Source organism: Azospirillum sp. B506, from assembly GCF_000333595.1.
Lineage (GTDB): Bacteria > Pseudomonadota > Alphaproteobacteria > Azospirillales > Azospirillaceae > Azospirillum.
In genome coordinates this window covers 1-4,647 of sequence record NZ_BADK01001096.1, presented here as the reverse complement: position 1 = coordinate 4,647, position 4,647 = coordinate 1, and the positions used below count along the sequence as shown (strand labels likewise).

Sequence of the window (4,647 nt, the reverse complement as noted above, 5' to 3'; positions counted from 1 at the left end):
AAGAGCGGCCACAGCGCCGCACCGGCCAGGGCGCCCCAGCCGAGCCAGCGCCAGCCGCGATACAGCACCACCGCCATCCCGGCACCGTTCAGCGCCAGCAGATAGGCGAACAGGTTCCAGGCATCCGGGTTGCCGGTGGAGACCAGAAGGGGAGAGACGTAGCCGGCCAGCAGCCCCAGCGCGGCGATGAACGGCCCCTGCAGCAGCGACAGGCCGATGGCGGCCAGCGACAGGCCGGCCAGCAGCGTGAAGGCGACCAGCGGAGCGAACAGGCCGAACAGCGCGAAGCCGCCATAAACGCTGATGAAGGCGGTGAACAGGCCGGCGGCGGTCAGGGCCGGCGGCACGTAATCCGGCCGCAAGGCGGCGACGGCGCGCTGCATCGGCCGGCGGCGCAGCCACTCGCCACCCACCATCAGCCCAAGCCCGGCGAGCAGCCCCAGCGCGACGCGGACCGACGGTCCGAGCCAGCCGTGATCGACCGACAGCTTGATGAAGAAGGCCGCCGCCAGCGCCATGGTGCCGCCGCCGAGCCAGATCAGCCAGCGCGAGGCCAGCGACTCCTCCAGCTCCCGCCAGCCCGGCCGGGTCGGGGCCAGTGCGGCAGGTTGCGGAGTCGGGGGTGGCTCCGCCGTGTCGGACGCGAAAACGGGTTCGCCGATTTCCGCCTCATCGGGCAGCGCCTCCACCTCCGCCTCTGCGTCCCCCTCTGCCTCCGGAAGCGGTGCCTCGGCGGGTGCGGCCACAGGGGCAGCCGGCCGCGGCGCACCGGCCAGGGCCTTGTCCAGCCGGCCGCGCAGAAGGGCGATTTCCGCTGCCTGTATCTTCAGCCGCCGGTCGAGCCGGTGGGTGATGAAGCCGAAAATCAGCAGTAGGACGACGAACTCCATGACCGCACCGCCTGCACGCCGTTGCCCCTGTCAGGACCATTTCGCGGCAGCATAATCTTGCAACAATGCGCTGTCTCGGTCGTGCTGGAGGCTCCTCCTTTGGTGGATCGGGCGCAGGTTTGAACCGCTATCGGGCCGCCAGCCGCGCCATCGTCGCCAGCGCGTCGTCGACGGCGTGGAAGTCGGCGGTGTTGTCGAAGACGCACCAGACCGGCCGCGATACCGCCTCCGCCAGGAACCGTTCGGCCAGCGCGTCCAGCACCGCCGGTTCATAGGCCGAGCGGTACATCACCGGCGAGCCATGCAGCCGCCAATAGCGCAGACCGTCCCAGCCGCCCGGCTCGCCCGCTCCCGCAACCGGGGCGGGGTCGGCGGCGACGCGGGCGACGCGGTGGGCGACCAGCAGAGCCTCGGCCACGTCGGTGAACCAGGAGGTGTGGCGCGGCTCGCACACCACGTCGCCGTCGAGCCGGGCGCGCAGCAGGGCGAAGAAATCCTCCGCCACCCCCCGCTCGAAGCGCAGGCTGGGCGGCAGCTGGACCAGCAGCGGACCGAAACGGTCGCCCAGCATCCCCGCCTCCGCCAGGAAACGGTCCAGTGCCGCCTCGGCGCCGACCAGCCGGGCCTCGTGGCTGATCGCCTTGGGCAGCTTCACCGCGAAGCGGAAGCCCAAGGGAGTGGAGGCGGCCCAGCGCGCCCAGGTCTCCGGCTTGTGCGGACGGTAGAAGCTGCTGTTCACCTCGGTCATCGGCATGACGCGGGCGGTACGTTCCAGATGGGTGCCGTCGACGGGAAAGGCGGGTGCCGAGAGCTTCGGGATGCTCCAGCCGGCGGTGCCGATCCGGATCGGGTGCGCCACGGGTTCCGCCATCACTCGGCCAGAAGTCCTGGGGCGGGAGTCCCTGGGCCGGGGCGGTTCCGTCAGTGTCACGGCCGCGGCGGGCGCGCAGCGACTCGGCCTCGACGAAGATGCGGCGGACGATCGGGTATTGCGTGCGGATGCGGCTTTCCAGCGCGCAGACGGCGTCCTCGACCTCACGGGCGTTCAGGCTGTCCTGGAACTCCACCGACAGGTTCAGCAGCACGTCGTCCGGGCCCATATGCATGGTCAGCACGTCGAGCGGACGCTTCACCCGCACCTCCTCGCCGACGATGCGGCGGATGCCCTCGACGACGCGGCGGTCGGCCGATTCGCCGATCAGCAGCCCTTTCGATTCGTAGGCCAGCAGCGCCGCCACCACCGCCAGCACCACGCCGATGGCGATGGAGGCGTAGGCGTCGAAGACCGGGTCGCCGGTCACCTCGCCCAGCGTCAGCCCGATGCCGGCCAGCAACAGGCCGATCAGCGCCGCCGTGTCCTCCAGCAGAACGACGAAGACCGACGGGTTCTTCGAGCGGTGGACGGCGGACAGGATGCCGACGCCGCTCTGGCCGCGGCGCAACTCGCGCAGCGCAACGACCCAGGAAAAGCCCTCGAACAGCACGGCAAAGCCCAGCACGGCGAAATTGACCCAGGGGCTTTCGACCGGCTCCGGATGGGACAGGGCGTGCCAGCCGTCATAGATGGACAGGCCGGCACCGATGCCGAACAACAGGACCGCAACGACGAAGGACCAGAAATACACCTCGCGCCCGTGGCCGAAGGGGTGTTGCGGCGTCGGCGGACGGCGGGCGCGGCGGATGCCGTAGAGCAGCAGAAGCTGGTTGCCGCTGTCGACGACGGAATGGATCGCCTCGCTGAACATGGCGGCGCTGCCGGTCATCGCGGCGGCGACGAATTTGGTCAGCGCGATCATCAGGTTGCCGCCGAGCGCGGCGAGCACGACCTTGGTGGAGCCTTCGGCCAAAACGGAAACCCTCTGGAGCGGACGGATTGCGCATGAGCAACGTCCGCCGGCCGCCGCGGTTCCCTAAAGACTCCTCAAGGGCCGCGCAGGGTGCGCCAGGCGCAGACCGCGGCGTAATAGACCGAGGTCGCCAGCCACAGGCCGAACAGCCAGCCCGGCCGCGCCGGCTCCAGAACGACCAGCGCGATGCAGCAGAGCAGCCACACCGTGGTAACGCCGATGTTCAGCGCCATCAGCGCCTTGACGCGGAAGGGATGCAGGAACTTGACCGTGGTGAAGGTCAGCAGCCCCAGCGCCACCACCACCGCGGCATTGAACCACGGGCTGAGGTCGAGCAGCCAGAGATAGAGCGCCACCACGTTCCAGATGGCCGGGAAGCCGACGAAATAATTGTCGCCGCTCTTCATCCCGACATTGGCGAAGCAGTAGAGCGCGGTCAGCAGGATCCAGGCGGCCAGCCCGACGCTGACCAGCCCCTCCGGCAACAGGCCGAACCGGTGCATGAAGACCGCCGGCACCACGACATAGGTCAGGTAGTCGATGACGAGGTCCAGCGCCGACCCGTCGATGCCCGGCAGCACCTGCTTGACCGAGACCCGGCGGGCCAGCGTGCCGTCGACGCCGTCGACGACCAGCGCGATGCCCAGCCACATCAGGCACAGCTTCGCGTCGCCCGCCGCCGCCGCCAGCAGGCCGAGCAGCCCCAGCACGGCGCCGCTGGCCGTGAAGATGTGAACGCCCCAGGCCGACAGGCGGTGGGTGATTCCGTAGGCGGCGCTCATGCTGACGTTTTCCGTGGGTGGCGAGGACACTGTGTTGACCTGAACGGGGCGGGGGCTGGGACGATGGGCGATGAGGCGGGCGGATTTTCTGACACAGATGGACGCAGATAAACACAGAATTGTGGGGGCATGAAACCCCGGTTCCGCCCCGGTTCCTCTGCCCTCCCCGTTCCCGTGGTCAGACCGCCCGCATGCCCGGCTGGCGGAAGGCCGCGCGGCCGGCCAGCGCCCCGGGCATCGGACCGCCGGTCGCCCAGTCCAGCAACTCCACCGTATGGACCACCGGCAGTCCCGTCCCACCGGCAATCTGGGTGATGCAACCGAGATTGCCGGCGGCCACCGCCTGGGCCTGGGTGCTTTCGATGGCCGCGACCTTGCGGGTCCGCAGCTCCCCCGCCAGCTCCGGCTGCAGCATGTTGTAGGTGCCGGCCGACCCGCAGCAGAGATGCGCGTCGGGGATCTCCTTCACCAGAAAGCCGGCGGCGCGCAGCAGGGCACGCGGCGGCTCCTTGATGCGCTGGCCGTGCTGCATGGAACAGGCGGAGTGGTAGGCGATGGTCTGCCCGGTCTCCACCACCGGACGGGACAGCCCGATCTCGTCCATCAGTTCGGTGACGTCCTTGGCCAGAGCCGCGACCCGCGCCGCCTTGGCGGCATAGGCCGCATCCTCGCGGAACATGTGGCCGTAATCCTTGACGCTGGTGCCGCAGCCGGACGCGTTGATGACGATGGCGTCGAGTCCCCCACCCTCGATCTCTTTCGTCCAGGCGTCGATGGTCTTCTTTGCGGCGGCGTGGGCGAGATCCTCCCTGCCCATATGGTGCGTCAAGGCGCCGCAGCAGTCGGCGCCCTTCGATACCACCACCTCGACCCCGTGCCGGGTCAGCAGGCGGATGGTCGCCTCGTTGATCTGCGGGGCCAGCACCTGCTGGGCGCAGCCGATCAGCAGGGCGACCCGCTTCCCGCGCGGCCCCTCCGCCGGATGAACGCCCGGCCGGTCGCTGTAGCTCGGCGCCGGGACGCTGGACGGGGTCAGCGCCAGCATGGCGGACAGCCGCTTGGGCAGCATCGCGCGGAAGGGCCGGCCCAGGGAGACGCCGATGGATGCCCCGAGCACGGCCATGCGGA

General features: G+C 69.9%; 4 protein-coding genes and 1 pseudogene. All 5 read right to left on the bottom strand.

The genetic code is table 11. The features are described from left to right. Positions 1-890, bottom strand: an 890-nt coding sequence (locus I71_RS33680) for a DUF2339 domain-containing protein (protein ID WP_042704560.1), incomplete at its 3' end; no start/stop codon positions are given. Positions 891-1,017: 127 nt separating this feature from the next. Beyond that, complete coding sequence (locus I71_RS39075; RefSeq protein WP_244434218.1) at positions 1,018-1,749, bottom strand: DUF72 domain-containing protein; 732 nt, start codon at positions 1,747-1,749, stop codon at positions 1,018-1,020. A gap of 151 nt (positions 1,750-1,900) precedes the next feature. Next, positions 1,901-2,686: pseudogene (locus I71_RS39070) on the bottom strand (cation diffusion facilitator family transporter); the annotation flags it as partial. Positions 2,687-2,811: 125 nt separating this feature from the next. Further along, entirely contained in the window at positions 2,812-3,519 is a 708-nt protein-coding gene (gene pcsA / locus I71_RS33665) for a phosphatidylcholine synthase (protein ID WP_042704554.1), read from the bottom strand. A 178-nt stretch (positions 3,520-3,697) separates the two neighbouring features. Then, on the bottom strand, positions 3,698-4,647 hold a 950-nt coding region (locus I71_RS33660; RefSeq protein ID WP_042704553.1), incomplete at its 5' end, for a heterodisulfide reductase-related iron-sulfur binding cluster.